The organism is Streptomyces sp. TS71-3 (assembly GCF_018327685.1).
GTDB lineage: Bacteria > Actinomycetota > Actinomycetes > Streptomycetales > Streptomycetaceae > Streptomyces.
Genome location: NZ_BNEL01000001.1, coordinates 5109728 through 5134096, shown reverse-complemented (window position 1 = coordinate 5134096; position 24369 = coordinate 5109728). Strand labels below are relative to the sequence as shown.

General features: G+C 72.4%; 20 protein-coding genes. 6 read left to right on the top strand and 14 right to left on the bottom strand.

The window, feature by feature from the left end; genetic code table 11:
- The first annotated feature begins 290 nt into the window (after positions 1-290).
- Positions 291-1277: a PAC2 family protein gene (locus Sm713_RS20875; RefSeq protein WP_212911086.1), complete on the top strand. Its 987-nt coding sequence runs from the start codon at positions 291-293 to the stop codon at positions 1275-1277.
- 916 nt (positions 1278-2193) lie between these two features.
- Here Sm713_RS20875 and mshC read toward each other — a convergent pair.
- From mshC to Sm713_RS20835, 8 genes are all read right to left on the bottom strand, one after another.
- Entirely contained in the window at positions 2194-3423 is a 1230-nt protein-coding gene (gene mshC / locus Sm713_RS20870; protein WP_212911085.1) for a cysteine--1-D-myo-inosityl 2-amino-2-deoxy-alpha-D-glucopyranoside ligase, read from the bottom strand.
- A 171-nt stretch (positions 3424-3594) separates the two neighbouring features.
- Entirely contained in the window at positions 3595-4422 is an 828-nt protein-coding gene (locus Sm713_RS20865; protein WP_212911084.1) for an SCO1664 family protein, read from the bottom strand.
- The gene (locus Sm713_RS20860; protein WP_212911083.1) at positions 4386-4976 is read right to left on the bottom strand and encodes a DUF3090 domain-containing protein; all 591 of its coding nucleotides are present in this window, start codon (positions 4974-4976) and stop codon (positions 4386-4388) included. The genes Sm713_RS20865 and Sm713_RS20860 overlap by 37 nt, the downstream gene beginning before the upstream one ends.
- Positions 4977-5127: 151 nt before the next feature.
- Positions 5128-5841, bottom strand: coding sequence for a histidine phosphatase family protein (locus tag Sm713_RS20855; protein ID WP_212911082.1), 714 nt, complete (start codon positions 5839-5841; stop codon positions 5128-5130).
- Positions 5842-5914: 73 nt separating this feature from the next.
- On the bottom strand, positions 5915-8383 hold the full coding sequence (locus tag Sm713_RS20850; protein ID WP_374196014.1) for a glycoside hydrolase family 3 N-terminal domain-containing protein: 2469 nt from the start codon (positions 8381-8383) through the stop codon (positions 5915-5917).
- Positions 8380-9201: a carbohydrate ABC transporter permease gene (locus Sm713_RS20845; RefSeq protein WP_212911081.1), complete on the bottom strand. Its 822-nt coding sequence runs from the start codon at positions 9199-9201 to the stop codon at positions 8380-8382. The genes Sm713_RS20850 and Sm713_RS20845 overlap by 4 nt, the downstream gene beginning before the upstream one ends.
- Entirely contained in the window at positions 9198-10052 is an 855-nt protein-coding gene (locus tag Sm713_RS20840; RefSeq protein WP_249416647.1) for a carbohydrate ABC transporter permease, read from the bottom strand. Before Sm713_RS20840 ends, Sm713_RS20845 begins: the two co-directional genes overlap by 4 nt.
- 128 nt (positions 10053-10180) lie before the next feature.
- Entirely contained in the window at positions 10181-11479 is a 1299-nt protein-coding gene (locus tag Sm713_RS20835) for an ABC transporter substrate-binding protein (protein WP_212911079.1), read from the bottom strand.
- Positions 11480-11621: 142 nt separating this feature from the next.
- On the opposite strand from Sm713_RS20835, the gene Sm713_RS20830 reads away from it, so the two are divergent.
- Entirely contained in the window at positions 11622-12671 is a 1050-nt protein-coding gene (locus Sm713_RS20830) for a LacI family DNA-binding transcriptional regulator (protein ID WP_374196057.1), read from the top strand.
- A 139-nt stretch (positions 12672-12810) separates the two neighbouring features.
- Positions 12811-13809 carry a magnesium/cobalt transporter CorA gene (gene corA, locus Sm713_RS20825; RefSeq protein ID WP_308293186.1) on the top strand — a complete coding sequence of 333 codons (999 nt, stop codon included), beginning with the start codon at positions 12811-12813 and terminating at the stop codon, positions 13807-13809.
- Between the two features lie 356 nt (positions 13810-14165).
- Here corA and Sm713_RS20820 read toward each other — a convergent pair whose 3' ends face one another.
- A complete protein-coding gene (locus Sm713_RS20820) occupies positions 14166-14960 on the bottom strand; it encodes a ferritin-like domain-containing protein (RefSeq protein WP_212911077.1) in 795 nt (264 codons plus the stop codon).
- A 288-nt stretch (positions 14961-15248) separates the two neighbouring features.
- Positions 15249-16322 (bottom strand): LLM class F420-dependent oxidoreductase, encoded by a 1074-nt coding sequence (locus tag Sm713_RS20815; protein ID WP_212911076.1) that lies wholly within the window; start codon positions 16320-16322, stop codon positions 15249-15251.
- A 166-nt stretch (positions 16323-16488) separates the two neighbouring features.
- Between Sm713_RS20815 and Sm713_RS20810 the strand changes: the two genes are divergently transcribed.
- Positions 16489-17469, top strand: a complete 981-nt coding sequence (locus Sm713_RS20810; protein ID WP_212911075.1) for an aldo/keto reductase — start codon at positions 16489-16491, stop codon at positions 17467-17469.
- Positions 17466-19805 carry a helix-hairpin-helix domain-containing protein gene (locus tag Sm713_RS20805; protein WP_212911074.1) on the top strand — a complete coding sequence of 780 codons (2340 nt, stop codon included), beginning with the start codon at positions 17466-17468 and terminating at the stop codon, positions 19803-19805. Before Sm713_RS20810 ends, Sm713_RS20805 begins: the two co-directional genes overlap by 4 nt.
- A 423-nt stretch (positions 19806-20228) precedes the next feature.
- On the opposite strand, the gene Sm713_RS20800 is transcribed toward Sm713_RS20805, so the two are convergent.
- Positions 20229-20960 carry a hypothetical protein gene (locus Sm713_RS20800; RefSeq protein WP_212911073.1) on the bottom strand — a complete coding sequence of 244 codons (732 nt, stop codon included), beginning with the start codon at positions 20958-20960 and terminating at the stop codon, positions 20229-20231.
- Between the two features lie 47 nt (positions 20961-21007).
- On the opposite strand from Sm713_RS20800, the gene Sm713_RS20795 reads away from it, so the two are divergent.
- On the top strand, positions 21008-21196 hold the full coding sequence (locus Sm713_RS20795) for a DUF5703 family protein (RefSeq protein ID WP_189930419.1): 189 nt from the start codon (positions 21008-21010) through the stop codon (positions 21194-21196).
- 468 nt (positions 21197-21664) lie between these two features.
- Here Sm713_RS20795 and Sm713_RS20790 read toward each other — a convergent pair whose 3' ends face one another.
- The 3 genes from Sm713_RS20790 to Sm713_RS20780 all read right to left on the bottom strand — a co-directional run bounded on the left by Sm713_RS20790 (position 21665) and on the right by Sm713_RS20780 (position 24238).
- Positions 21665-22360 carry a chaplin gene (locus Sm713_RS20790; protein WP_212911072.1) on the bottom strand — a complete coding sequence of 232 codons (696 nt, stop codon included), beginning with the start codon at positions 22358-22360 and terminating at the stop codon, positions 21665-21667.
- A 146-nt stretch (positions 22361-22506) separates the two neighbouring features.
- Positions 22507-22740 carry a chaplin gene (locus Sm713_RS20785; protein ID WP_212911071.1) on the bottom strand — a complete coding sequence of 78 codons (234 nt, stop codon included), beginning with the start codon at positions 22738-22740 and terminating at the stop codon, positions 22507-22509.
- A 163-nt stretch (positions 22741-22903) separates the two neighbouring features.
- Positions 22904-24238 carry a M20/M25/M40 family metallo-hydrolase gene (locus Sm713_RS20780; RefSeq protein WP_212911070.1) on the bottom strand — a complete coding sequence of 445 codons (1335 nt, stop codon included), beginning with the start codon at positions 24236-24238 and terminating at the stop codon, positions 22904-22906.
- Positions 24239-24369: the final 131 nt, after the last annotated feature.

Below are 24369 nucleotides of genomic sequence, written 5' to 3'. Positions count from 1 at the left end.
GACACACCCGCTCACGGTGTGCGGGGGACGTTCCGTGCGGCGGGCGCCGGGAGGGGTGGTCGGACGGGCACGTGGCGCTGGCGCCCGGGCCCGGGCCCGGGGGCCGCGCGGGGCGCCGGCCTGCGTCCGCGAGTGCGCGGGGAGGCGGCCATGCGACCGGCGCGGGCAGTCTACGCGATCTTCGACAGGACGCTGATCACTTCACTCACCCGCGCAAAGGGGCTGCGGAGGGGCCCCGCGGGGGCCGTAAGGTTGGGATGTACGGGAGACACATCGGAAGGAGGCACTGGGTGATCGAGCTCGACGGGATGCCCGAGCTGGTCGACCCGGTCATGGTGGCAGCGTTCGAAGGCTGGAACGACGCGGGCGACGCCGCCTCCACCGCGGTCGCGCACTTGGAGCGGGAGTGGAAGGGCGAGGTGTTCGCGGCGCTGGACGCCGAGGACTACTACGACTTCCAGGTCAACCGCCCCACGGTGTGGCTGGACGACGGGATCCGCAAGATCACCTGGCCGACGACCCGGCTCTCGGTGGTCAGGGTCGGCGGCGAGAAGCCGCGTGACCTCGTGCTGGTCCGGGGCATCGAGCCGTCCATGCGATGGCGCTCGTTCTGCAACGAACTGCTGGGCTTCGCGCACGAGCTCGGCGTGGAACTGGTGGTGGTGCTGGGGGCGCTGCTCGGCGACACCCCGCACACCCGGCCGGTTCCCGTCAGCGGTGTGACCTCGGACCCCGACCTGGCTCGCACGATGAACCTGGAGGAGACCAAGTACGAGGGCCCCACGGGCATCGTCGGCATCCTCCAGGAGGCGTGCACCCATGCCGGGGTACCGGCCGTGAGCCTGTGGGCCGCCGTGCCGCACTACGTCTCGCAGCCGCCGAACCCGAAGGCCACCCTGGCGCTGCTGAACCGCCTCGAGGACCTCATCGACATGCGCATCCCGCTCGGCGAGCTGCCGGAGGACGCGCGGGCGTGGCAGGTCGGCGTGGACCAGTTGGCCGCGGAGGACAGCGAGGTCGCGGAGTACGTGCAGACGCTGGAGGAGGCACGGGACACGGCCGACCTGCCGGAGGCGTCCGGCGAGGCGATCGCCCGCGAGTTCGAGCGCTACCTCCGGCGCCGGGACGGCGGCGGTCCGGGCGGCACGGCAGGCGGTCACGCCACGGAGGGCGGGGACTCCTCGTACCTGCGCGACAATCCCAGCGGCCGGACCAGGCCGCCGCGGAGGCCGCGGCGCGGGGGTGACGAGGACGAGGGGGACGAGTCCCCCGAGTAGCGCCCCGTCCGGGGCGCGAATCGCCGACGGTCACCACGCTGGGCCTCGCCCCTGCTCCGGCGCTTCGCGCCAACGGCCGGTCCTGAGGGGCGCGGGGAACTGCGCGAGCAACTCACCACCTGCCGGTGGCCCGGACACGACGGAACCAGCCCCCTCCCGAGGGTGGCGACCCGACGGTCTCGTCGTGGCTTGTCGCGCAGTTCCCCGCGCCCCTTTTCAAGCGCTGACGCGCCCCCTCGGGGCGAAGCCCCGTCCTCAAGAGGGCGAGCAACCACCCACCGGCCAGCGGCCCGAACAGGACAGAACCAGCCCCCTCCCGAGGGTGGCGACCCGACGGTCTCGTCGTGGCTTGTCGCGCAGTTCCCCGCGCCCCTTTTCAAGCGCTGACGCGCCCCCTCGGGGCGAAGCCCCGTCCTCAAGAGGGCGAGCAACCACCCACCGGCCAGCGGCCCGAACAGGACAGAACCAGCCCCCTCCCGAGGGTGGCGACCCGACGGTCTCGTCGTGGCTTGTCGCGCAGTTCCCCGCGCCCCTTTTCAAGCGCTGACGCGCCCCCTCGGGGCGAAGCCCCGTCCTCAAGAGGGCGAGCAACCACCCACCGGCCAGCGGCCCGAACAGGACAGAACCAGCCCCCTCCCGAGGGTGGCGACCCGACGGTCTCGTCGTGGCTTGTCGCGCAGTTCCCCGCGCCCCTTTTCAAGCGCTGACGCGCCCCCTCGGGGCGAAGCCCCGTCCTCAAGAGGGCGAGCAACCACCCACCGGCCAGCGGCCCGAACAGGACAGAACCAGCCCCCTCCCGAGGGTGGCGACCCGACGGTCTCGTCGTGGCTGTCCCCCACTGCCTGAAGGGCGTGGGAGGTGCCCCCAGCAGTTCCCCGCGCCCCTTCCGGGGCACACCCTGACCGAGGGGGCCCGGTTAGAGGGCCACGCCCAAGAGCGCGTCCGCCGTGCGGGAGACCACGCCGGGGGCGCCCGTGTCCGTGCCGCCCCGTTCGTTCTGGAGGGCCGCCCAGCGGTCCACCGCGGCGAGGGCTGCCGGGGCGTCCAGGTCGTGGGCGAGGGCTTCGCGCACCTCCTCGACGAGGGCGAGGGCGGGTGGGCCGTCGGGCCGGGAGACCGCGGCGCGCCACCGCTCCAGGCGGTCCACGGCCTCGTCGAGCACACCGCTCGTCCACTCCCAGTCGGAGCGGTAGTGGTGAGCCAGCAGCGCGAGCCGGATCGCGGCGGGGTCCACGCCGTCCTTGCGGAGGTCGGAGACGAAGACCAGGTTCCCCTTGGACTTGGACATCTTCTCGCCGTCCAACGCCACCATGCCCGCGTGCACATAGGCCTTGGCGAAGGGGAACTCGCCGGTCAGCGACTGCGCGTGCGAGGCGCCCATCTCGTGGTGCGGGAAGGCCAGGTCGGAGCCGCCGCCCTGGACGTCGAAGCCCATGCCCAGGTGGTCGAGGGCGATGGCGACGCACTCGATGTGCCAGCCGGGCCTGCCGGGGCCCAGCGAACCGCCGTCCCAGCTCGGCTCGCCGTCCCTGGCGGCGCGCCACAGGAGCGCGTCGAGGGGGTTCTTCTTGCCGGGCCGCTCCGGGTCCCCGCCCCGCTCGGCGGAGAGCAGCCGCATCGCGGCCGCGTCCAGGCCGGAGACGGCGCCGAAGTGGGCGTCGGCCGCGACGGAGAAGTAGATGTCGCCGTCCAGCTCGTAGGCCGCCCCGGCGTCCCGCAGCCGCTCGACGACCGGGACGATGCCGGGTATGGCCTCCACGACCCCGATGTAGTGCTGCGGGGCCAGCATCCGCAGCGCCGCCATGTCCTCCCGGAACAGGGCGGTCTCGCGCTCGGCGAGGCCGGTCCAGTCGATGCCGTCGCGCACCGCGCGCTCCAGCAGCGGGTCGTCGACGTCGGTGACGTTCTGGACGTAGTGCACCTGCCGCTGAGTGTCGAGCCACACGCGCTGGACGAGGTCGAACGCGTTGTACGTCGCCGCGTGCCCCAGGTGGGTCGCGTCGTACGGGGTGATTCCGCAGACGTATATGCGGGCGACAGGACCGGGGTCGAGGGTGACGAGGCCACCGGTCGCGGTGTCGTGGATCCGTAGGTCGCGGCCTCTGCCGGGCAGGGCGGGGACCTCAGGAGCAGGCCATGCATGCATGTCATGAGCGTAACCGGACGATGGCTCCACCTACGAACCGGACCTGGGCAGATGGCCGGGAAGGCACTCTTGCGTTCCCGCTCGGGGTGTGATCCACAACGGCCCGCCCTCCCCCGCGAGCCGCCGTCCGTCCTGCTCCGCGGCCCCTCGGCCGTGGCCGCGCCGCCGTGGCTACACCGGAGGCCAGGGGATGGCCGGCCACTCGCCGGATGGCGACGGGTGGCGGCCCGAGTCGAGCATGGCGGCCACGCGGTCCCGGGTGGCGTCCAGCTCGGCCGGTGTGATCAGGTCGGCGAGCCGGCTCGCGAGCGGGGCCCCGTCGGCGAGTGACTTCGTCAGCTCGGAGAGCGCGGTCAGGGCCTCCCCGGGCAGGGGCTCCCCGGCCCATCCCCACAGCAGCGTGCGCAGCTTGTTCTCGGTGTTGAAGGTGACGCCGTGGTCGATGCCGTACAGCCGGTCCTCGGCGGCCGGCAGCAGGTGGCCGCCCTTGCGGTCGGCGTTGTTGACCACCGCGTCGAAGACCGCGAGCCTGCGCAGCCGGGGGTCGTCGGCGTGCACCAGCAGCGCCGTGCGCCCCTCGGCGACCTCGGCGAGGCCGATGGCCTTCCAGCCGGGCTCCGGCTCCTCGGCGTCGACGAGCGCGAGCAGCTCGGGTGCGGTGTCCTGCGGCAGCGTCTCGATCCACAGCTGGCACATGCCCTCGCCGTGGGGCCCGTCGCGCAGCACGGTCGGCGGCACCAGCTCCCAGCCGAGCGCCTCGGAGACCTCGTACGCGGCCACCTCGCGCCGCGCCAGGTTGCCGTCGGGGAAGTCCCAGAGCGGGCGCTCGCCGGCGACCGGCTTGTAGACGCACTCCGCGCTCTCGCCCTCGTACTCGATGCCGCAGAAGAGCACCGCGTTCGACGCCTCACGGATCCGGCCGCGCACCGTCAGCTCGCCGTGCGCGAGCAGGTCGGTGGCGGTCACGCTCCGCGGCGGTATCCGTTCTGGCGCGGACATACGTGTCCCTCCGGGTCGAGCGGCAGACTGCACAGCGGGCAGGGCGGGCGTCCGGCGTTGACGACTTCCAGGGCGCGCTTCGCGAACGCCCTGGCCTGGGAGCCGCTGAGGCGCACGCGCAGCATGGGCGGGCCGTTCTCCTCGTCCTGGAGCAGCCGCTCCTCGGCCGCGGCGAGGTCGTCCTCCGAGTCGGCGTCCAGCTCGACCAGGGCCTGCGCCTCGACGATCATGCGCTGCTCGTCACCATCCCAGGCCAGGGCCATGGTCCCGACGCGGAACTCCTCCTCCACGGGGGTGTCGAGCGGGGCGGTGTCGGAGATCTCCGAGGGGGCGACGGCCGGCACGGACGCGCTGCCGCCGCTGCGCCGGACGACCTCGTCGAGGAGTTCGTCCATGCGCTCCGCGAGTGCCGCCACCTGGGTCTTCTCCAGGGCGACGCTCGTCACCCTGGTTCCGGCGGAGGCCTGGAGGAAGAAGGTGCGGCGTCCGGGCAGCCCGACCGTACCGGCCACGAAACGTTCCGGTGGGTCGTAGAGGAACACCTGACGGGACACGTCCTGTCTCCATGTGGAATCGACTGTGGTTATCGGCTGCTGGGTCTGACGCCGGTCTGGTACCGGTCCGTCGGGTCGGTGGGCGGGTCGCTGGCATGGCCGCACCGGGCGAGCGCCCGGTGCGATCGACTCACCCTACTGCGGTGAACGATCACGGTGCGCCCGCACCGCCTCCGACCGTCGCGTCTCCCTGTGGGGCCTGCGCTTTTGCCTTGCCGTCCGCGGAGTTCTCACGCGGTGCGAGCCCCGCGAGGTCGCCGGTCTCGCCGAGGCGCAGCAGGAAGGGGCGCAGGCGGGTGTAGCGGATCGCGGTGACCGAGCAGGGGTCCACGGAGATCCGCTGGAAGAGGTCCAGGTGCAGGCCGAGGGCGTCGGCGACAAGGGACTTGATGACGTCGCCGTGCGAGCACACCGCGTACACGGCGTCGGGGCCGTGCTCGCGCTCGACGCGCTCGTTCCACTCGCGCACCGCCTCCGCGGCGCGGGTGGCCATGGCGCGCAGGGACTCGCCGCCCGGGAAGGCGGCGGCCGAGGGGTGCTGCTGGACGGTCTCCCAGACGGGCTCGTCCGTGAGTTCGGCCAGCTTGCGGCCCGACCAGTCCCCGTAGTCGCACTCGTTGAGGCGGTCGTCGGTGTGCAGGGCGAGGCCGGGGCGCGCTTCGAGCAGCGGTGCCAGGGTCTCGTTGCACCGCTGGAGGGGGCTGCTGACGGCCAGGGCGAGCGGCAGGTCGCCGAGCCGCCCCGGAAGGGCAGCGGCCTGGGCGAGGCCGCGCTCGTCGAGCCCGACACCCGGTGTGCGGCCGGCGAGTACTCCGGTGGTGTTGGCGGTGGACCGACCGTGCCGGAGGAGTATCAGCGTGGGCATGCCCGCCAGCCTAGAGCCTGACGGATCGGTGCGGCGCCGGCGGAGCGCCGCACCGGTCCTCGGGCCCGTCCGGTCAGGCGCCGCCCTCCCCGGTGCCCTTGTCCGCCCGCTCGACGAGGGCGTGCAGGGCGCGGGTGTGGTCGACGTGCCGGGCCGCCCCGGTGAGGCGGGTGCGGGCGGTCAGCCGGATGTCGCCGCTGGAGGCGCCGAGACGCAGTTCCAGGTCGCCCGGTTCGACGCGGCGGCGGCCGTCGCGTCCCGTGAAGGACGTGACGTCGGCGGGGACGGCCACCCGGACGCGGGTGCTCTCCCCCGGCTCCAGGGCGACCTTGAGGTAGCCGATGAGGCGCTGCACGGGCTGCACCACGGACGCCACGGGGTCGTGCACGTAGAGCTGCACGACCTCGGCGCCGGCCCGCTCACCGGTGTTGGTGAGCGTGAAGGACAGCCGCAGGGTGCCGTCGGTGGGCGCGGCCTGGGTCTCGGTGGCGAGGTCCGACCAGCCGAAGGTGGTGTAGGACAGGCCGTGGCCGAAGGGGAAGGCGGGCGTGGGGTCGATGTTGGAGACGTCGCTGGCGCCGGCGAGCGGCGCGGCCAGGTAGGTCGCGGGGTGCACTCCGGCGGAGGCGGGCACGCTGACCGGCAGCCGCCCGGACGGGTTGACCCGGCCGGAGAGCACGCCGGCGACGGCCGCCGGCCCCTCCTGGCCGGGGAAGAACGCCTCCACGATCGCGGCGGCGCCCTCGGCGGCGCGCCCGAGCACGTAGGGCCGCCCGGCGAGCAGGGTGAGGACGACGGGCGTGCCGGTGTCGAGCAGGGCGTCGAGGAGCTGTCCCTGCACGCCGGGCAGTGCGAGGGACTCGGCGTCGCAGCCCTCGCCGCTGGTGCCGCGGCCGAAGAGGCCGGCGCGGTCGCCGAGCGCGACGACGGCGACGTCGCAGTCCCGGGCCGCCCGCAGGGCCTCGTCGAAGCCGTCGGTGCCGGGCCCGTCGACCGTGCAGCCCTGGGCGACAACGATGTCCGCGTCGGGGAACTCCGCGGTCAGCGCCTCATGCAGGGTGGGCAGCCCGATCCCGACCGGCACACCGGGGTGCTGGCCGCCGACGTGCACGGGGAACGAGTAGCAGCCGAGCACGGCGGTCGGGGTGGCCGCCTGGGGGCCGATGAGGGCGATCCGCGCCGGCCGCGCGAGCGGCAGGGTGCCGTCGTTGCGCAGCAGGACGGCGGAGGCCTCGGCGAGGGCGCGGGCGCGCTCGCGGTTGCGGGGGCTGTCCAGGTCGATGGTGCCGCGCAGCCGCTCGGTGGCGTCCGGGCCGTCCGGGTCGGCGTCGGCCAGCGCGGCGGGCACCGGCGAGTAGCCGGGGTCGAGCAGCCCGAACTCGGCCTTCTGGAGCAGCACCCTGCGCAGCGCCCGGTCCACCACGGCCTCGGGGACCTCGCCCGCGGCCAGGGCGGCGCGCAGCGGGGCCCTGTAGGCGTTGGCCGTGGGCAGTTCGACGTCGACGCCGGCGCCGAGCGCGGCGCCGGCGGCTCCGGCCAGGTCGGCGGCGACGGCGTGCAGGTTCTTCAGGAAGGCGATGCCGAAGTAGTCGGCGACGACGGTGCCGGTGAAGCCCCAGGTGTCCCGGAGCAGCCCGGTGAGCAGGGCCTCGTCGTCGGTGGAGGGCAGGCCGTCGGTGTCCGTGTAGGCGGCCATCACGGAGCGCACGCCGCTCTCCCGGACCGCCATCTCGAACGGCGGCAGGATGACGTCGGCGCGTTCGCGCGGGCCCATGGAGACGGGAGCGAGGTTGCGTCCGGCGCGGGAGGCGGAGTAGCCGGCGAAGTGCTTGAGGGTGGCGACGACGCCCTCGGACTCCAGCCCCTGGATGTAGGCGGTGGCGATGGTGCCGACGAGGTACGGGTCCTCGCCGATGGTCTCCTCCACGCGGCCCCAGCGGGCGTCGCGCACCACGTCGAGCACGGGCGCGAGCCCCTGGTGGACGCCGACGGACAGCATGTCGCTGCCGATGGCGCGGGCGATGTCGTGCACGAGGCCGGGGTCGAACGACGCGCCCCAGGACAGCGGTACCGGGTAGGTGGTGGCGCCCCAGGCGGCGAACCCGGCGAGGCACTCGTCGTGGGCGAGCGCCGGTATGCCGAAGCGGTTGCCCGCCATGATGCGCCGCTGGGTGCGCAGCAGCGAGAGGGCACCGAGTGCCGGGTCGACGGGGGTGGTGCCGAAGGGGCGGGTGAGCTGGCCGAGGCCGTGCGGCAGCAGCTCCTCCAGGGACGGCGGGACCTCCATGTCGTGCTGGTGCGGGGCGACCTCGGCGCCGTCCGGCGAGGCGCCGGCCCACAGCCCGTAGAGCTGGGCGGTCTTCTCCTCGAGGGTCATGCCGGCGATCAGCTCGTCGACCCGGGCCAGGGCCGCCGCGGGGACGGGCGGCCGGGCGGGTGCGGCGGGCCGGGGACCGGTCGGGGCGGGCGCGGTCACGGCGGGGGCGTCTGCCCCGGGGACCTCGGGGAGCCCGGTGTGGTTGGCGGTCACGTTGGCGGTCACTTTCCTCCCACGCCCATCAGCCCCTGGATCAGGGCGCGGCGGGCGAAGAGATAGACGAGCAGGATGGGCACGGTGGACATCAGGACGGCGGCCAGCAGGCCGGGGACGTTCGTGCCGTACTGCGTGCGGAAGTTGTACAGGCCGAGCGTGATCACCTTGCTGGACTCGGACTGGGTGAGCACCAGCGGGAAGAGGAAGCCGTTCCACGCCTGGAGGGCGGAGAAGACCACGATGGTCGACAGGCCGCCGCGGGACAGCGGCACCACCAGCTGGAAGAAGACGCGGTGGGTGGAGGCGCCGTCCACGGTCATGGCCTCGAACAGCTCGGGGGCGATCTCCCGCATGGTGCCGGTGAGGATCAGGGCGCACACCGGCAGGCAGAAGGCCGCGGTGGGCAGGATGACGCCGATGAGGTTGTCGTAGAGCCCCAGCTGGCTCATCACGTAGAACATCGGCACGATCACGGCCTGCGCGGGCACGGCGAGGCCGAGCAGGAAGAGCCTGAAGACGCTCCGGGTGGAGCGGCGGCCGATGTTCCGGACGATGGCGAAGGCGAGCGGCGGCACCAGCAGCGCCACGATCGCCACCACGCAGACGGTGACGATCACGGTGTTCAGGAAGTACTGGCCGAAGCCGTTCTGGAAGTCGGAGACGAAGTTGTCGAAGGTGAAGTGTGCGGGCCAGCTCAGCGGTCCGGCGGCGCTGAAGTCGCTCTGCGACTGGAAGGAGGCGCCGAGCATCACGTAGACGGGCAGGCCCACGAGGACCAGCCAGCACAGGGTGGCGATGCCGGCGAGGTAGTTGGGGCGCTGCCTCATGACACGCCCTCCTGGGTGCCGGCCATCTTGTCGAAGCCGGAGACGCGCACCACGATCAGCGAGATCACGGTGGCGACGACGACGAGCAGCAGCGCGACTGCGGCACCGGTGCCGTAGTCGAAGCCCTTGAAGGCCTTGTCGTACATGTAGTAGGCGCTGATGGTGGTGTCCGTGCCGGGCCCGCCCTGGGTGAGGATGAGCACGGTGTCGAAGGTGGTGAGGCCGCCGACGATCATCAGGATCATCGAGGTGATGATCGCGTTGCGCAGCTGCGGCAGGGTGACGTGGAAGAACTGCCGCACCCGGCCCGCGCCGTCGATGGCGGCGGCCTGGTAGAGCACCTCGGGTATGGCTCGGGTGGCGCCCTGGTAGATGAGGGTGTGCAGCGGCGTGAACTGCCATGCGGCGACGAAGACCAGGACCCCGATGGCGGTGCTCTGGTTGCCGAACAGGTTGCCGTCGCCGAACAGCCACTTCATCTGCGAGGGCACCCCGAAGTTCGGGTCGAGCAGCGAGCGCCAGAGGATGGAGACGGCGGTGGCGGACAGCAGCAGCGGCACGAAGAAGACCGCGGACAGCACGGCCCGGTTGCGCTGCGAGCCGGCCGCCCAGACTCCGAGCAGGATGCTCAGCGGGGTCTGGACGACGACTCCGAGCCCGGTGAGCAGCACGCTCAGCCAGAGGCTCTTGATCATGACCGGGTCGTCGAAGAGCTTCGTCCAGTTGTCGAGTCCGTTGAACACCGGATCGCCGAGCCCGCTCCAGCTGGTGAAGGAGAGCACGGCGACGAGTATCAGCGGCACGATGGCGAAGAGCAGGAAGAAGACGGTGGCGGGGAGCGCCCAGGCGATGCCCGGGCGCCCGGTCGGGGTGGTGACCGGGCGCCGTGTCCTTTGTCGCTGCCCCTGCCCGTCGGATGCGGCGAGGGTGACCAAGGGAATGAGTCTCTCTCAGGTGGAGTTCGGGATCGTGCGGCCGCTCAGTCGGTCTTCAGGCCCTGCATGGCCTTGATGAAGCCGTCCTGGTCGATGCTGCCGTTGAAGTACTGCTGGATGGCGTTCTGCAGCTGGGTGGCGTTGTCCTGGGTGTATGCCTGGTCCCAGGAGAGCTGGAAGCCCTTCGCCTTGGCCACCAGGTCGTACTGGTAGTTCAGGTACGTGGCGTTGGTGGAGGTGTGCAGCGCGTCCTTGGTGTTCGTGGTGGTGGGCAGGTTGCCTATCTGGAGCTGGTCGTTGATGAAGCGCTCCGAGTACATGAAGGCCAGGAACTTCGCGATGGCCTCCTTGTGCGGGGCCTTCTTCATCACCGAGTAGTAGTTGTTGGTGTTGCCGACGAGGTCGCTCGGGTCGCCCTTGCCGCCGGAGACGGTCGGGAACGTGGTGTACTCCAGGCCGTCCTTGGCGAACGCGGGGGCGCTGTCCTGCTGCTGCGAGAAGTACCAGGACCCCATCAGCTCGAAGGCGGCCTTGCCCTTGTTGACCAGGGAGACCGAACCGCCGTCGGTGTACTTCACCGAGTCGAAGTTCTTGCCGAAGGCGCCGGTGCCGACCAGCTGCTTGATCGCCGCCAGGGCCTTCTTGCTGTCGGGGCTCGCCCAGACGTCCTTGTCGCCGGAGAGCGCCTTCTTCAGCACGTCGGGGCCGGCGATGCGGTCGTAGAGGTACTCGAACCACATCAGCGTCGGCCACTTGTCGCCGCCGCCGAGGGCGATGGGGGTGACGCCCTTCGCCTTGAGCTTGGGCACCGCCGCCATCAGGTCGTCCAGGGTCTTGGGCTGCTGGACGCCCGCGCTGTCGAGCACCTTCTTGTTGTCGAAGAGCAGCACGGGCTGGGTGCCGCGCATGGGCACTCCGTACGGCTTGCCGTCGACCGTGGCGGCGTCGAAGACCGTGGGCACGAACATGCTCTTCAGCTTGGGGTCCGTCTTGATCATGTCGTCGAGCGGCTGGAGCAGGCCCGCCTTGACGAACGGCCTGATGCTGCCGCCACCCCAGTTGAAGAAGACGTCCGGCGCCTGCTTGGTGTTGATGATGGTCTGCAGCTTGGCCTGGTAGTCGGCGCCCGGGATGGTGTCGAGGACCGCCTTGACCTTCGAGGTCTTGTTGAACTCCGCGACGATGTCCTTCTCCACCTTGTTGCCGGTGTCTCCGTAGACCAGCACGTGGAAGGTGTTGGAATCGCCCCCGGAATCCGAATTGCCGCAGGCCGCCAGTGACAGCCCCATGACCATGGCCGTCGCTGCGGCAAGAGCGCGTGGGAGCCGTGCGGGTGCCTTCATCGTCGTCGCCCTTCGAAAGTTTCGGCAGCATCGCCGAAAGTCCATTGCCGAGCGACGGTATGACCGCACCGCAAAGTGGTCAACATGCGGAGAAGGCTGCTACCAAACCGTTATCAGGACCCTGCACTTGCGTCTGTGCCCTATCCTTTTCACCATGCGTGACGACGATGAGTCCACCGGACGCGTCACCTTGGCGCAGGTGGCGGCCAAAGCTGGCGTCTCTCTTTCGACAGTTTCGAAAGTGCTCAACGGCAGGCCGGATGTCTCCGCGCCCACCCGTGTGAAGATCGAGAGCCTGCTGGACGCCCATGGCTACCGGCGCACCTCGGCGGCCGCCTCCGAGGCGCCGCTCATCGAGCTCGTCTTCCACGAGCTGGAGAGCACCTGGGCCATGGAGCTCATCCGCGGGGTCGAGAACGTCGCCAAGTCGACGGGCGCCAGCGTGGTGCTCACCGAGTCCGGCACCCGGCACGCGCCCGGCCCCGAGTGGATCGACGGCGTGCTGCGCCGCCGGCCGCTCGGCGTGGTGCTGGTCTTCTCGACCCTGCCGGACGAGCTGAAGCACAAGCTCCGCTCGCGCGCGATCCCGTTCGCGATCGTGGACCCGGCCGGCGACCCGGAACCCGACGTGCCGTCCGTCGGATCGGCCAACTGGGCCGGCGGCCTCGCCGCCACCCGCCACCTGATCGAGCTGGGGCACCGCAGGATCGCCATCATCTCCGGGCCCGAGGACATGCTCTGCTCGCTGGCGCGCGTCGACGGCTTCCGCTCGGCGATGAGCATGGCCGGCCTGGAGGTCGACCCGGACCTGATCCGCTTCGGCGACTTCCACGTGCAGGGCGGCTTCCAGCACGCCGAGTCGCTGCTGGACGGCGAGAACCCGCCCACGGCGATCTTCTCGGGCAGCGACCTGCAGGGCCTCGGCGTGCTGGAGGCGGCGCGGGTACGGGGCCTGCGCGTGCCCACCGACCTCTCCGTGGTGGGGTACGACGACATCCCCCTCGCGCGGTGGTCGAGCCCGGCCCTGACCACCGTCCACCAGCCGCTGCGCAGGATGGCCGAGACGGCGGCACAGATGGTGCTCCAGCTGCGCCGCGGGGACGCCACGGAGCCCCGTATCGAGCTGGGCACCGAGCTGGTGGTCCGGCACAGCACGGCGCAGGCGCCCACGGCGGACGCCGGCGGGAGCTAGCACCCCGGAAGGCGGTGTTCGAGCCCCGCGCGCCCGCGCGCCCGAGTGTCCGGGTGTCCGGGTGTCCGGGTGAAGGTGAGATGGACGGAACATTGCTCACGGGATGCGTCCGGGCGCGATGCACGGAAGAATGCCCGCCGTGATCGTGGACTGCGCCATCTACCAGGACGGACGCCGCAGCGAGGGCCCGTCGGACTTCTCCGACGCCCTGGCGCAGGCCCGTGCCCACGGGGACGCGTTCGTCTGGATCGGGGTGCACGAACCCACCCACGAGGAGTTCGAGCACATCTCCGAGGAGTTCGGCCTCCACGTCCTCGCGGTGGAGGACGCCCTCAAGGCACACCAGCGGCCCAAGCTCGAAATCTACGACGACTCGCTGTTCATGGTCCTCAAGCCGGTGGCGTACGACGCCCCGAACGACGAGGTGTCCTCCGGGGAGATCATGCTCTTCGTCGGCGACGCCTTCGTGGTGACCGTCCGGCACGGCGAGATCTCACCGCTGGGGTCGGTGCGCGAGCGGCTGGAGGCGGATCCGGGCATGCTCAAGCACGGCCCCACCTCCGTGCTGTACTCGGTCGCCGACGCCACCGTCGACCACTACCTGGACGTCGCCGAGGAGCTCCAGGTCGACCTGGAGGAGCTGGAGACGGAGGTCTTCTCGCCGGACATCGGCGGCACGGGCTCGACCGCCTCCCGCATCTACCGGTTCAAGCGGCAGATCGTGGAGTTCCGCAGGGCCACGGGCCCGCTGGCCGTGCCGGTGGCACGGCTGGCCGGCGCCGGCACGTACTCGGCGGCCGTGCCGTTCGTGGCTCCCACGGCGCAGCCGTTCTTCCGCGATGTCAGCGACCACCTCACCCGGGTCAACGAGTCGGTGGAGGGCCTGGACCGGCTGGTGTCGGACATCCTCTCGGCGCATCTGGCGCAGATGAGCGTGCGGCAGAACGACGACATGCGGAAGATCTCGGCCTGGGCGGCCATGGTGGCCGTGCCCACCCTTATCGCGGGCATCGAGGGCATGAACTTCGTCCACCAGCCGGAACTTCACTGGACCTGGTCCTACCCGGCGGTCATCGCCCTGATGGTCCTTCTGGAGATCATCCTCTTCCGTCTCTTCAAGCGCCGGGGATGGCTGTAGGCCGCCGCTTCGACCGGGCCTGCGGGTGGCCGGCTGGCTACGCGCGCACTTCCCCGCGCCCCTTCGGCGACAGCCACGGGCCGCACGCCCGAGCCCCGCGTGATCAGGGCCGCGGGGAACTGCGCTTGAGGGGCACGGGGAACTGTGCACAGAGCCACGACGGTGTCCGCGCCGAACCACGCACCTCAACCACCTACTTCAGGGGCGCGGGGAACTGCGCAAAAAACCACGACGACGTCACACCGGACCCCTCGCCTCCGCCACGGACTCAGGGGCGCGGGGAACTGCGCAAGAAAGCCACGGCCGCGTTCAGACAACCGTTCCGGCCCCCTGGCACCGGCCGCCGACCGAGATGCTCAGGCGTACTCGGGCGCCGGCTCCGGGGTCGCAGGCCCGCCCAGCGCGTTGAGACGCTCGGGCATGCTCAGGCTCACCATGCGCCGCCACCCGCCCAGCCTCTCGTAGCCGTATGTGGCGTGGATGCCCGCGCCGACCAGCCCCATCCGCGCCCGGGACCAGCCCAGGATGCGCCCCATATGGGCCATCACCGCCAGGCTGACATCGCGGTGCACCCGGATCTCGGCGTGCGCGCACTCGCGCAGCGCGCGGTGGATGGTGCGGCCGTGCCCCGCGCGCGCGAGCCGCAGCAGTTCCTCGTGGCAGTACGCCAGGTGGTTGTCCTCGTCGGCGGCGATCATCCGGACGGCGCGGCCGACCTCCGGGTGGTCCTCGAAGATGCGGCGCAGCAGCGCCATCTGCTCCGCGGCGCGCTGCTCCGTGACCCTGCTGTGGGCGAGGTAGACGATGATGTCGGGCACGGTCAGCCGCTCGTCGCGCCGGAGCTTGTCGTGGGCGAGTCCGATGCCGTTCTGCTCCAGGAGCAGGGTGTAGTCGGTCTCGCGGGGCACGTCGACCGGGCGCAGGCCGCGCTTCTTGAGCAGCGCGCGGAAGATCCGCCCGTGCTTGTCCTCGTCGGCACCGTGCCGGGCCACCTTCGGCGCGAGCGTCCGTTCGCTCTCGGGGATGAGCGCCGCGATGCGGCTGTTCTCCCAGCCGCCTTGGGCCTCACCGCTGGCGGCGATGGAGCAGAAGAGCCGGAACGAGTCGTCGTTGTCGAGGATCTCCAGGAAGAGACTCTTGGCCGAGAGCATCCGATACCTCCGTACAGGGGTCAGCAGAGATCGAGTCAAATGCTGACGTGAGCGGACGGCAAGCCACGAGTCTCACAAATCGGCCGAAAGGGGTACGAGAATAGCTATCTGCCTCGAACGGCCCCGTCACCCCGTCCTTCCGAAACGACTCCGTCGCCCCCTCCTGCCCGAGCGGGGCCACGCGGGGCCGGAGCGGGCCCTCGGAGCTGAGGGCCGGGCAGGACGGGGTGGGACGGCGGGTGAGCTGGCGGGGCGCAGCCGGGACCAGGCGGGACCCCGGGACCGGAACTAGGCGAGGCCCGCCCGCTCCAGGGCCTCCGTGCCGGCCCGCAGGGCCGCGAGGCGCTCGTCGAGGGTGAAACCGGCCGGCGACAGCGTGAGCGTGGTGACGCCCGCGTCCGCGTAGGCCCTCATCCGGTCGGCGATCCGGTCCACCGAACCGAGCAGCGCGGTCTGGTCGATCAGCCGCTGCGGCACGGCCGCCGCGGCGCCCTGCTTGTCGCCGCCGAGGTACTTCTCCTGGATCTCCGCGGCCTCCTTCTCGTACCCCATGCGCTGCGCGAGCTGGTTGTAGAAGTTCTGCTTGCGGCTGCCCATGCCGCCGACGTACAGGGCGGTGTAGGGGCGGAAGAGGTCGGCGAGCGCGCTCACGTCCTCGTCGCCGCTGCCGGCGCCGTCCGGGTTCACCGCGATCGGCAGTGTCGGCACCACGTCGAAGCCCTCCATGGTGAGCCCGGCCTTCTCGCGTCCGGCGCGCACGTGCCGGATGGCCGTCTCCTCCAGGTGCTCGGCGGCGGAGAACACCAGCAGGGCTCCGTCCGCGATCTCGCCGGTCTGCTCCAGGTTCTTCGGGCCGATGGCGGCGATGTACAGCGGGATGTGCTCGCGCTGGGGGTGCACGATCAGCTTGAGCGGCTTGCCGGGGCCGCCGGGCAGCGGAAGCGTCCAGTGCTCGCCCTCGTAGCTGAGCCGCTCCCGGGACATCGCCCTGCGGACGATCTCCACGTACTCGCGGGTGCGGGCCAGCGGCTTGTCGAACTTGACGCCGTACCAGCCCTCCGAGACCTGGGGGCCCGACACGCCGATGCCCAGCCGAAACCTGCCGCCGGAGAGCGTGTCCAGGGTCGCCGCCGTCATCGCGGTCATGGTGGGCTGGCGCGCCGGGATCTGGAGGATCGCGGAGCCGACGTCGATGCGCTCGGTCTTCGCGGCGACCCAGGAGAGCACGCTGGGCACGTCGGAGCCGTAGGCCTCGGCCGCCCAGCAGACGGCGTAGCCGAGCCTGTCCGCCTCCTGCGCCACCGCGAGGTTGTCCGCGTCCATCCCGGCGCCCCAGTAGCCGAGGTTGATCCCGAGCTGCATGACCGCTTCCCCTTACCCGTCGGTAACGTCGTGGTGTGCAGACCCTAGCGTGCCGGTGCCCCGGCCGTCAGCGACGGGTGCGCCGGGTACGGCACGGGGGTGGCTCGTGCCACCGGTTGCCCAGGGGCCACCACATCACCGCGCGCGACCAGTAATCTCAGCGCCCATGGAACAAAGGCATCTCGGTCGCACCGGCCTGCGTGTGTCCCGGCTGGGCCTCGGCACCCTCACCTGGGGCCGGGACACCGACGAGAACGATGCGGCCGACCTCCTGAAGACCTTCTGGGAGGCCGGCGGCACGCTCGTCGACACGGCCGACGTGTACGGGGACGGAGAAGCCGAGTACGTGCTCGGCCGGCTGATCGAGGGCCTGGTGCCGCGCCGCGACCTGGTCGTGGCCACCAAGGCCGGCAGCGTGCCCGACCCCGACCGCCGCTTCGACGGCTCCCGCGGCCACCTCCTCGGCGCGCTCGACGCGTCCCTGGCCCGCCTCGGCACGGACTACGTGGACATCTGGCAGGTGCACGCCTTCGACCACGCCACCCCGCTCGACGAGACCCTTCAGGCCCTGGACATCGCCGTCAGCAGCGGGCGCGCCCGGTACGTCGGCGTCTCCAACTTCTGCGGCTGGCAGCTGGCGAAGGCGGCGACCTGGCAGCTCGCGGCGCCCGGCACCCGCGCCCGGCTGGCCGGTACGCAGATGGAGTACTCGCTGTTGCAACGCGGCATCGAGCGGGAGGTGCTGCCCGCGGCGCTGGATCTCGGCATCGGCCTGCTGCCCTCGTCCCCGCTGGGCCGCGGCGTGCTGACGGGCAAGTACCGGCACGCCATACCGCCGGACTCGCGCGGGGCCTCCGACCTCGCGCCGTTCGTCGAGCCGTACCTCGACGACGCGGCGGGCCGCATCGTGGACGCGGTGGCCACGGCGGCGGACGGCCTCGCCGCCACCCCGCTCCAGGTCGCGCTCGCCTGGGTGCGCGACCGCCCCGGCGTGGCCGCCCCCATCGTCGGCGCGCGCACGGCACAGCAGCTCACGGCCGTGCTGTCAGTGGAGGCGCTTAGTCTTCCCGAGGAGATCTGCAGGGCGCTGGACGACGTGTCGGCGCCCGTGCACCGCTATCCCGATGACGACTGGAGCACGCTGTGAGCACGGAGCCCGCCGAAAGCCGCGCCGAGCAGCAGGACGCAGAAACGGACGGTCCGGTTCCGGACGGTGCGGAGACAGGTTCCGCCACCGGCGGGGACGCGGGCCCGGCGGACCGGGGCGAGCCCGCCGAGGGCGGCGCGGAGGGCGCAGGTGCCACCGAGCTCTCGGAGGCCGAGGCCGAGCTGGCCGCCCAGCGGGAGGAGCGGCGGCGGATCGAGGAGCGCAAGGCGGCGCGTCAGCAGCCCGTCGCGAGCGGCAGCCGGCTGAGCGGAACGGCGGCGGAGCTGCTGGCGGCGGTCCGGGCGGTGGAGGGCGGCGCGGCCCCGGCGCGCAGCGTGTTCGGTGCGGAGCCCGCGCCGCGCAGTGCGCCCGAGCCCGCGCCGGCGGAGCGGTCCGCGCGCGTGACGCTCCCGTCCGCACCGGTCTCCTCGGCGGAGGCCGTGAAGGCGGCGGGCGAGGTGCTGGCGGCGGGCGGCGCGCCCGCCTCGCTGGCCGGCCCGGCGGCCACGGCGCTCGGGGAGGACGCGGCGGACGTACTGCGGGACGACCCCTGGCAGTTGCTCAGGCTCCCCGGTGTCCGGCCCGAGCAGGCCGACGGCTTCGCCAGGGCCCTGCTGGGCCCGGAGTGCGGCCCCGAGGACGAGCGCCGGGGCCGGGCACTGACGGTCTGGCTGCTCGACCAGGCCGCGCTCGCCGGGCACACCGTCCTGGAGGCCCCGGCGCTGAGCGGCGCGCTGGGCCGGTACTCCGTGCCCGATCCGGACGAGGCCGTGCAGAGCGCCGTCGCCGAGGGCGATGTGCTGGTCTTCCAGGACGCTCTGGACACGCCGGCCGGTCACCCCGGCTCCGTCCCCGCACAGGGCGGCCCCGGCGGTCCCGGTGCCCCGCGCGCGGCGGACGGCGCCCCGGAGGCGGAGGACGGTGCGGACGCCGCGCCGGTGCGCGTCCTGATCGGCCTGGAGCGGTACGCGCTCGCCGAGGAGAGCCTCGCCGACGGCCTGGCCCGCCTGGTGACCTCCGCACCCCAGCAGGCCGCGGACCCGGCGGCGTGGGAGGCCGCGGCTCCCTCGGCGCCCGGTTCGGCCGCGGAACTGCTGCGCGCCACGGCAGGGAACAGCCTGGTGCTGCACTCGGGCGGTGAGGCCTCGCGCGCCGAGCCCGCCGCCCTGGTCGCCGCGGCGGGCGCCCTCGGCCTGCGGGTCTGCGCCGCCGCGCACACGGCGGACGGCCGGCGCCGGTTCGCGGCCCTCGCCGCCGCGGCGGGCGGCGGATCCGAGGGTTCCGGTCCTGCTGCCTCGACCGGCCCGTCCGCGGACGGCGGCACGGCCACCGCGCCCGAGGACGCCGGCAACCCGGCCGCACCGCCCGCCGGCGCGGTCGTCACCGTCCATGGGCTGCTCACCGGCGAGGAGGGCCCCGGCCGGGACGCGGAGGGCGCGCTGGCCATGGATCTGCTGGTGGTGCTGGACGCGCCGCAGCTCGACGTCGAGACGGCGGCGATCCTCGTCGAGTCCCTGCCGGACGGCGCCCGGCTGGTGCTCAGCGGCGATCCCGCCGTGCTCTGGTCCGCCGGGCCCGGCCGGGTCTTCGGGGACCTCGTCGCGGCCCGCCCCTGCCCGTGCGTCGCCTCGCGGATTCCCGACCCCGGCCCGATCGGCGAGCTGGTCTCCGGCATCGGCGCAGGCGAGCTCCAGCAGGTCGAGGCCCCCGGCAGGGAGGTGGTCGTGGTGCCGGTGCGGGATGCGGGAGAGGCGGTGCACCGCACGGTCCAGCTGGTCGCCGACTCGGTGCCGCGGACGTTCGGGGTGACCGCCGAACAGACCCAGGTGATCGCTCCGGGGCACGGCGGCGCCGCGGGCACCCGTGCGCTCAACGCCGCCCTGAAGGAGCGGCTGAATCCGGGCCCCGGCCGCTTCGCCGGCTTCGACCCCGGCGACCGGGTGGCCTACGCCCCGGCAGCGGGCCGGACGCTCCCCGGCCGGGTCGTGAAGGCCGACGCCGAGGGCCTGCACCTGGACTGCGACGGCTCCCCCGTGGTGGTGCCGAAGGAGCGGGTGGAGCAGTCGGTGCGGCACGGCTGGGCGCTCACGGCGCACCAGGCGGTGGGGCTGCGCAGGCCCGCCGCCGTCGTGGTGCTGCCGGGCGATGCGGCCCAGTCGCTCACCAGGTCATGGGTGTACACGGCATTCAGCCGCGGGGAGCGGCATCTCTCGGTGGTCCAGGGTGCCGACGACGCACTCCCCCGGGCCGTCGCGGAGATCCCCTCGAAGCCGCGCACCACTCGCCTGCCGACCCTGCTGAAGACGCAGCTCACCGGCGGCGCGCGCCAGGACTGACGGTGCCGTGGCGGGGCTCCTGGCGGGGCCACCACGGGTCTAGCCGCGGCGTGCCTCGGCGGGGCCACCACGGGTCTTGCCGCAGCCTGCTCGCCGCACGGACACGTCATGAGCCGCACGGACACGTCATGCGCCGGACCGGCCGGCCGTGAGGCGCACGGGCGCGTGCCGTGGGCTCCGAATGCGCACCCTGAGCCGTACAGCCGCACGGGCACGGGCGCGTTCCCTGAGCCGTACGGGCGCGTGCCCTGAGCCGCGCAGCGCGTTCCCTGGGCCGCACGGGCGCGCCCCCGACGGGCGCAGGGAGCCACCCGAACGGCCCCCGGCACGCCCGCTGCTCGCCGCCGCCCCGAGGAGCACCGGGCACCCCGGCTTCCTCCGACGACCGGGGACGGCGGGGGCGCCCGGCGCTGCTCCGCGCCGCTACCGTTTCTGGTCCGCGTCGAGCGGCTCCAGGTCGTCCTCGTCGACACCGTCGAGCTCGTCGTCCTGGCTGTCCGCCGCCGCGTCGTAGTCGTCGTCGATCTCGTCGAGCACGTCCTCGTCGTCCTGCTCGTCATCGAAGACGGCGCTGACGTCGAAGCGGCAGACCACGCGCTGGGCGTCGATCCCCTCGAAGGGGGCCTCCAGCCACTCCCCCGGGTCGGGCACCTCCTCGGCCGCCGTCACCCAGAGGGTGGAGTCGCCCTCCTCCAAGCCGAACTCCTTGTGCCGGGAGGCGATCTCGTCCGGCTCGAACTCGCCGAAGAGGATGCCTACCGCGCCCTGCACGGTGTCGGCGGCGCCCTCGGGGGCGCTGCTGTCCTCGTCGGCTGCCTCGACCCGGCCCGCCTGGGCAAGCAGTCGCTGCGGCGCGGAGATCGCGTAGTCGCGGCGGATCAGCACGCTCAGGGCGCTCGGCTCCTCGGGTCCCGAGTACGAGGGGGTCTCCTCCGCGCCGGGGATCTCGAAGGGGGTGACCTCGTCATAGCGGTCGTAGAGGAGCTCGTCGTACTCCTCGGCGGCCGCGGCGAGCTCGTTGAACGCCTCGTAGACGGCCGGGTCGTCGTCACCCGACCTCTGCTCGACCGCGGCCAGGTGGCGGTCGAGGGCGGTCTTTACGGCCTCGGCGGCGGTGCGTACCTCGGCAGCGGTCGGCTGCGCAGCATCAGACATAGTGCAGACGCTATCCGTAATGGGCCGCTGGCCGCACAATAGATTCGATGCCGGAATACGAATTTGTCGATGTCTATGTGCCGCGCGGGGTCTCCCGGAAGGAGACCACACGCCTGCTCACGGACCACGCAGAGTACGGACACTGGGAGCTGCACCGCCTGCGGCTCGATCCGGACGGCAGCCGCAGGGTGCGGCTGCGCCGCCGGATCATCCGCCAGGTACGCGCCACCTGGTGAGGCCGGTGCCCCTTGCGGCCCGCCTCCGGCGCCGGCCGGGCACCTGCGTCGCGGCGCGCCGGCCCCCGGCTCGTGAGCTCCGGGGGAAAGCGCGCGCTCCGAGCGCTCGGGCCGCCTGCGCGCCACGGGACCGCACACGCGAGCGGCGACCGAAAGCGATCAGCTGACGACACGGAGCGACCGAAGCAATACCCTATCGACGGCAAGGAAGCGCCCGCGCGGAGGTGCGGCGACAGCGGAGAAGCGCCGAGGCAGAAGTACAGCGGCAGCGGAGAGACGCCGAGCCAGAGGCACGGCAAGGCACCAGCCACCGAAGCAGGAGGCACCAGCCGCCGAAGCAGAGAGTGACACCGCAGCAGAGGCAGCCGGGCGCAGCAAGGCACCACGAGCAGCACGAACAGGCACAAAGGTGGAGCGGGCCCCGGCGCCGGGGCCCGCTCCACGATCACGCGGGATGATGCAGGACCGTTACGCCCGAGCCCGCGCCTTCCGGTAGAGCACCGCACCGGCGAGGAGCGCACCGCCGCTCGCCGCGAGCGAGGCGCCCAGCGGCAGCGCGCTGCCGGTCTCGGCAAGCTGCTCGGAGCCGGCCGGCTGGCTGATCGAGCCCTGCGGCTCGTGGTCGGCGGGCTTGGACGGCTGGTGCGGCTTGCCCGGCTGCTCGGGGGTACCGGGGTTGCCCGGGTGCTCCGGCGGCTGGGCCGGCGGGTTGTTCGGCGGCGGCACGTCCACGCCACCGCCCTCGTTGGTGCAGGAGCCGTCCCCCGCGGAGTTACCGGCGCCGATGACGTTGACAGAGACACCGCAGACGTTCGCCGGCACGTCGACCGGAACCTGCACGTTGTTGCCCGAGCCCACCCCTGACGAGTCGCTACTCTGGCCCGCTGCCCCCGACCCTCCGCCGGTGGAACCGCCGGTGGCGGACGTGTTGGCACAGGCGTTGCCCGAGGCGTCGTTGAACACGCCCAGGACGTCCACGGCGTTGCCACAGACGTTCACGGGGATGTGGACGGGCACCTGGACGTTGTTGCCCGACACCACACCGGGTGAGCCGGCAGCGGAGCCGGCGGCACCGGAGTCGGCGTAGGCGAGACCGCCGGCCGCGGCGAGCGCGCCGGTGGCGGCCGCCACGGTGATCAGGCCCTTGCGCATGACCTGTCGCATAACTGTTCCTGTCTTTGAGCTTCTGGAAATGCCTGGGAGTTGGCACGCGGCGATCCGACGCGTGCACTGGTGCCCACGTGCCCCGAAGCGCAACGGGAGTGCGCCTCGGGGCCTGAGCTCAGACCCTCAGAGGGTGAGGCACAACGTCAGTCGTTGACGCAGGCATTGCCGTCGGCGGGGTTGAACACACCCACGACGCTCACGTTGGTGCCGCACACGTTCACCGGTACGTGCACCGGCGCCTGGACGTTGTTGCCCGCGATCACGCCCGGCGAGCCCAGCGCACCGCCGACGGCACCGGCGTCGGCAGAGGCGACACCCGCACCCGCCAGCACGAGACCGCCGGTGACGGCCGCAGCAGCGACGACCTTCTTGATCATTGTTCCTCCTGTTGGCCAGCGCGGCCCCAGTTGCGGACCGCACCACCTGTAACGAGGAGGGAGTAATCGAGCTACGAGCTGATGGTCCCATTCACTCGACTCAGCCCAACGGCGTACATGCGGACGATTATTGGAGTGATCGTTTGAGTATCAGGACCGAGAATCATGCAGCGTCGAGGAACCGGTCCAGCACCCGCACACCGAACTTGAGGCCGTCCACCGGCACCCGCTCGTCCACCCCGTGGAACATTCCGGCGAAGTCGAGCTCGGGCGGGAGCTGGAGCGGCGCGAACCCGAACGACCGGATCCCCAGGTCGTGGAAGGACTTGGCGTCGGTGCCGCCGGAGAGCATGTAGGGCACGGCACGCGCGATGGGGTCCTCGGCGCGCAGCGCGCTCTGCATGGCGTCGACGAGCGAGCCGTCGAAGGTGGTCTCCAGCGCCTTGTCGTGGTGGACGTCCTCCCGCCTGACCCGGGGGCCGAGGATCCGGTCGAGGTCGGCGAGGAACTCCTGCTCGAAGCCGGGCAGGAAGCGCCCGTCGACGTGGGCGGTGGCCTCGCCCGGGATGACGTTCACCTTGTAGCCGGCGCCGAGCATGGTGGGGGCGGCGGAGTTGCGCAGGGTGGTGCCGATCATCTTGGCGATGCCGCCGAGCTTGGCGAGGGTCGCCTCCATGTCCTCCGGGTCGAGCGGGGTGCCGAGCGCGTCGGAGAGCTCGTCGAGGAACGCCCGCACGGTCTTGGTGACCCGCACCGGCCAGGTGTGCCGGCCGAGCCTGCCGACGGCCTCGCACAGCTCCGTGACGGCGTTGTCGGTGTTGGTCATCGAGCCGTGCCCGGCCGTGCCCTCCACCGTCAGGCGCATCCAGTGCATGCCCTTCTCGGCGGTCTCCACGAGGTAGAGGCGGAGGTTCTCGTTGACGGTGAAGGAGAAGCCGCCGACCTCGCCGATGGCCTCCGTCACGCCCTCGAACAGGTCCGGGTGCCGGTCCACGAGGTGCCGCGCGCCGTAGATGCCGCCGGCCTCCTCGTCGGCCATGAAGGCCAGCACGACGTCGCGGGGCGGCTTGCGGCCGGTGCGCAGCCGCTCGCGGACGACCGCGAGGGTCATCGCGTCCATGTCCTTCATGTCGACCGCGCCCCGTCCCCAGACGCAGCCGTCGACGATCTCTCCGCCGAACGGGTCGTGGGTCCAGTCGGCGGCGTTGGCCGGCACGACGTCGGTGTGGCCGTGGATCAGGAGCGCGGGCCGCGAGGGGTCCTCCCCCTCGATCCGGGCCACCGTGGAGGCCCGGCCGGGGTGCGACTCGAAGATCTGCGGCTCCAGGCCGACCTCGGCGAGCTTCTCGGCGATGTACTCGGCGGCGCCGCGCTCGCCGGGACCGGAGTGGTCGCCGTAGTTGCTGGTGTCGATCCTGATCAGATCGCGACAGATGTCGACGACCTCGTCCTCGCCGGTCACGCCCGCACCCGCCGCACCCGCAGTCGACTCGCTCACGCTGCTACCTCCCGCTTTCCCTGCTCGTCGTCGCTGGTTCCTGCGCCTTCATCCTCCCTCGCCCACCCCCCGGCACCCAAGGCCGGGCCGCCCCGTGCACCACCGGTTCACGCCGTGGGCGGCAGGGGCGG

Bases quoted from the DNA above. Each gene is read 5' to 3' on its own strand.
- Sm713_RS20865 (WP_212911084.1), bottom strand. From the start codon at position 4,422: ATGTCCGCGCCAGAACGGATACCGCCGCGGAGCGTGACCGCCACCGAC.
- Sm713_RS20855 (WP_212911082.1), bottom strand. From the start codon at position 5,841: ATGCCCACGCTGATACTCCTCCGGCACGGTCGGTCCACCGCCAACACC.
- Sm713_RS20790 (WP_212911072.1), bottom strand. From the start codon at position 22,360: ATGCGACAGGTCATGCGCAAGGGCCTGATCACCGTGGCGGCCGCCACC.
- Sm713_RS20835 (WP_212911079.1), bottom strand. From the start codon at position 11,479: ATGAAGGCACCCGCACGGCTCCCACGCGCTCTTGCCGCAGCGACGGCC.
- Sm713_RS20820 (WP_212911077.1), bottom strand. From the start codon at position 14,960: ATGCTCTCGGCCAAGAGTCTCTTCCTGGAGATCCTCGACAACGACGAC.
- Sm713_RS20800 (WP_212911073.1), bottom strand. From the start codon at position 20,960: ATGTCTGATGCTGCGCAGCCGACCGCTGCCGAGGTACGCACCGCCGCC.
- Sm713_RS20785 (WP_212911071.1), bottom strand. From the start codon at position 22,740: ATGATCAAGAAGGTCGTCGCTGCTGCGGCCGTCACCGGCGGTCTCGTG.
- Sm713_RS20815 (WP_212911076.1), bottom strand. From the start codon at position 16,322: ATGCAGCTCGGGATCAACCTCGGCTACTGGGGCGCCGGGATGGACGCG.
- Sm713_RS20845 (WP_212911081.1), bottom strand. From the start codon at position 9,201: ATGAGGCAGCGCCCCAACTACCTCGCCGGCATCGCCACCCTGTGCTGG.
- Sm713_RS20795 (WP_189930419.1), top strand. From the start codon at position 21,008: ATGCCGGAATACGAATTTGTCGATGTCTATGTGCCGCGCGGGGTCTCC.
- mshC (WP_212911085.1), bottom strand. From the start codon at position 3,423: ATGCATGCATGGCCTGCTCCTGAGGTCCCCGCCCTGCCCGGCAGAGGC.
- Sm713_RS20810 (WP_212911075.1), top strand. From the start codon at position 16,489: ATGGAACAAAGGCATCTCGGTCGCACCGGCCTGCGTGTGTCCCGGCTG.